The sequence below is a fragment of the Streptomyces sp. MK37H genome, assembly GCF_018035285.1.
Classification (GTDB): domain Bacteria; phylum Actinomycetota; class Actinomycetes; order Streptomycetales; family Streptomycetaceae; genus Streptomyces; species Streptomyces endocoffeicus.
The window spans coordinates 1-3520 of the sequence record NZ_JAAAYH010000647.1; the positions used below are offsets into that span (position 1 = coordinate 1).

Below are 3520 nucleotides of genomic sequence, written 5' to 3' on the forward strand. Positions count from 1 at the left end.
CACCAGCTGCGGCCGCTGCCCGCGCAGCTCCATCAGCTTGCGGCCCATCTGCAGATTGAGCAGCTGATCCGCGCCGCCCAGCTCCACATCGCACTCCAGGGCCACCGAGTCGAGGGCCTGCGCGATCGGGTACAGCAGCTCGGACATGGTCAGCCCGGAGCCGGCGGCCAGCCGGTTGCGGAAGTCCTCGCGCTGCAGCAGCTGGGAGACCGGCACCTGGGAGAGCAGCCCCAGCAGCTCCGGGAAGGTGTACGGCGCCAGCCACTCGCTGTTCTGCCGGAAGTTGACCTTCTCGAAGTCGAAGAAGGGCCGGACCTGGTCCTGGTAGCCCGCGAGGTTCCGGGCGATGTCCTCGTCGGTCAGCGGCGGGCGCTCCGCCGTACGGCCCGACGGGTCGCCGATCTTGGCCGTGAAGTCGCCGATCAGCAGCGTGACGTCATGCCCCATGCGCTGGAAGCGGTTGAGGATGATCATCGGCACCACATGGCCGAGGTGCACATCGGCGGCCGTCGGGTCGATGCCCAGCTTGATGGCCAGGCCCTGGCCGGCGCCGCGGCGCTCCTCGATCCGCTTGGCCAGCTCCGCCACGCCGGGCAGGATCTCGACCGTACGGGACGCGATCAGCTCGGCCTGCTCCGTCGGCGAGAGGTCCGTCAGGTCGATATAGCGCCGCGAGCCCGTCTCCTCGAGCAGCCGCTCGACGGTCTTGTCGGAGGAGAGGTCCTGGCTGAGGAGCTCGCTGGCGCGGGCGACGGATTCGCCGAGGCGTGTCATGGCGTTCCTGGGGATAGGCGAAACAGATATGGACGGATTCGAAACGGTCGCTTCGGATGGGCGTGGACCAGTCTATTCGGCTCCTCACACCCCCTTGCTGACCGAGCTCATATTGAAGTCCGGAATGCGCAGCGGCGGCACCGCGGCGCGGTTGAAGTAGTCGCTCCACTCCCGCGCCAGCGTCCGCTCGGTGCGGCCCGCCTCGGTGGCACGGGCGAGCAGATCCACCGGCGACTCGTTGAACCGGAAGTTGTTCACCTCGCCGACTACCTCGCCGTTCTCCACGAGATAGACACCGTCCCTGGTCAGCCCGGTGAGCAGCAGCGTCGCCGGGTCGACCTCGCGGATGTACCACAGGCAGGTCAGCAGCAGACCCCGCTCGGTCGACGCGACCATCTCCTCCAGCGAGCGGGTGCCGCCCGCGTCCACGATGAGGTTGTCGACCGCGGGGGCGAGCGGCAGCCCGGTGAGAGCGGATGTGTGCCGGGTGGTGATCAGCTGCTGGAGCACCCCGTCACGGACCCAGTCGGTGGCGGACAGCGGCAGACCGTTGTCGAAGACCGACGCGTCGTCCCCGGACGAGTGCGCGATCACGAACGGCGCCGCCTCAAGACCCGGCTCGGCCGGGTCGCTGCGCAGTGTGAAGGGCAGCTCGGACAGCTTCTCGCCGACCCGGGTGCCACCGCCCGGCTTGCTGAAGACCGTACGGCCCTCCGCCGCGTCCCGGGCCGAGGACGACCACAGCTGGTCGATCAGCAGATCGGCCACGGCGCTCGGCGGCAGCAGCGTCTCGTAGCGGCCGGCCGGCAGCTCGACCCTGCGCTCGGCCCAGGCGAGCCGCTGGGCGAGCTCGGCGTCGATCGCGGCCGGGTCCACATCGGTGAAGTCGCGGGTGGCCCGCCCGGCCCAGGCCGACCGCGTCCGGTCCGGTGACTTGGCGTTGACCTCGAGCGTCCCGGTGGGCTGGTCATGGCGCAGCCGCAGCCCGGTGGAGCTGCCGAGATAGCTGGAGACCAGCTCGTGGTGGGCGAATCCGTACAGCTCCCGGCCGCCCGCGCGGGCCCGGGCGAAGGACTCGCCGAGGGCGGGGGCGAAGCCGGTGAACACCTCGGAGGAGGTCACGGCGGGGGAGTCGGTGAAGCCGGGGGAGACCGCCGCGCCCGGATCCCGCTCCACCAGCGGCTGGGCGTCCTCGGCCGGCTCCGCCTCCCGCGCCGCCGCCTCGGCGGCCCGGACCAGCGGCTCCAGCTCCTCGGCGGTGACCGCGGACCGGGACACCACGCCCGAGGCGGTGCCCTGCCCGCCGTTCACGGTGGCCACGACGGTCAGGGTGCGGCCGCGGGTGACACCATTGGTCGTCAGGGCGTTGCCCGCCCAGCGCAGATTGGCCGTCGAGGTCTCGTTGGCGATCACCACACAGCCGTCCGCGCGGGACAGCTCCAGGGCGCGCTCGACGATCTCATGGGGCTTCACGCTCATCGTCCGGCCTCCTGGGTGGTGTTGAGGATGTTGACCCCGCGGAACAGCGCCGACGGGCAGCCGTGCGAGACCGCCGCGATCTGCCCGGGCTGAGCCTTGCCGCAGTTGAAGGCGCCGCCCAGGACATACGTCCGCGGGCCGCCCACGGCCGTCATCGAACCCCAGAAGTCGGTGGTGGTGGCCTGGTAGGCGAAGTCGCGCACCTGCCCGGCGAGAGCGCCGTTCCTGATGCGATACGCCCTCTGCGCCGTGAACTGGAAGTTGTACCGCTGCATATCGATCGACCAGGAGCGGTCGCCGACCAGATACAGACCGTTCTCGACGTCCCCGATCAGCTCCTCCGTCGAGGGGCCGCCGGGGGCGGGCTGCAGCGATACGTTCGCCATCCGCTGCACCGGCACATGGCCGGGCGAATCGGCGAAGGCGCAGCCGTTCGACCGCTCGAAACCGGTCAGCCGGGCGATCCGGCGGTCCAGCTGATAGCCGACGAGCGTGCCGCCCTTCACCAGGTCCCAGGACTGGGCGGCCACGCCTTCGTCGTCGTAGCCGATGGTGGCCAGCCCGTGCTCGGCGGTCCGGTCCCCGGTCACATTCATGACCTCGGAGCCGTACTTCAGCTTTCCGAGCTGGTCGAAGGTGGCGAAGGAGGTGCCCGCGTACGCCGCCTCGTAACCGAGCGCGCGGTCCAGCTCGGTGGCGTGGCCGATCGACTCATGGATGGTCAGCCACAGATTGGACGGGTCCACCACCAGGTCGTACGACCCGGCCTCGACGGATGGCGCCCGCATCTTCTCGGCCAGCAGCTCCGGGATCTCCGCCAGCTCCGCGTCCCAGTCCCAGCCGCCCGGACCGGGCCCGCCGGGCCCGCCGGTCAGATACTCCCAGCCGCGCCCGGCCGGCGGGGCCAGGGTCCGCATCGAGTCGAACTCCCCGCTCGCCGGATCCACGGCCACGGCGGTCAGCTGCGGATGCAGCCGCACCCGCTGCTGGGTGGTCACGGTGCCCGCCGTGTCCGCGTAGAACTTGTTCTCCTGCACGGTCAGCAGCGACGCGTCCGCGTGCGCGACCCCATCGGCCGCGAGCAGCCGCTGGCTCCACTCGGCGAGCAGTCCGGTCTTGTCGGAGTCGGCCACATCGAACGGGTTGACCTCATACGAGGACACCCAGGTCTTGTCGGCATGCACCGGCTCGTCCGCCAACTCCACCCGCTCATCGGACCCAGCCGCCTCGATCACCTTGGCCGACAGCTTCGCCATCGCCACCGCCT

General features: G+C 70.7%; 3 protein-coding genes. All 3 read right to left on the reverse strand.

Annotation, left to right across the window (positions count from 1 at the left end):
• Positions 1 to 774, reverse strand: a 774-nt coding sequence (gene tyrS / locus GWI24_RS42080) for a tyrosine--tRNA ligase (protein WP_210951292.1), incomplete at its 3' end; no start/stop codon positions are given.
• 84 nt (positions 775 to 858) lie between these two features.
• Positions 859 to 2253 carry a metallopeptidase TldD-related protein gene (locus GWI24_RS42085; RefSeq protein ID WP_210951293.1) on the reverse strand — a complete coding sequence of 465 codons (1395 nt, stop codon included), beginning with the start codon at positions 2251 to 2253 and terminating at the stop codon, positions 859 to 861.
• Positions 2250 to 3520: TldD/PmbA family protein (locus tag GWI24_RS42090; RefSeq protein ID WP_210951294.1), on the reverse strand; the 1271-nt coding region annotated here is incomplete at its 5' end. The genes GWI24_RS42085 and GWI24_RS42090, both read right to left, overlap by 4 nt.

Excerpts from the sequence above, each read along its gene's own strand:
- GWI24_RS42085 (WP_210951293.1), bottom strand. The coding sequence starts at position 2,253 with ATGAGCGTGAAGCCCCATGAGATCGTCGAGCGCGCCCTGGAGCTGTCC.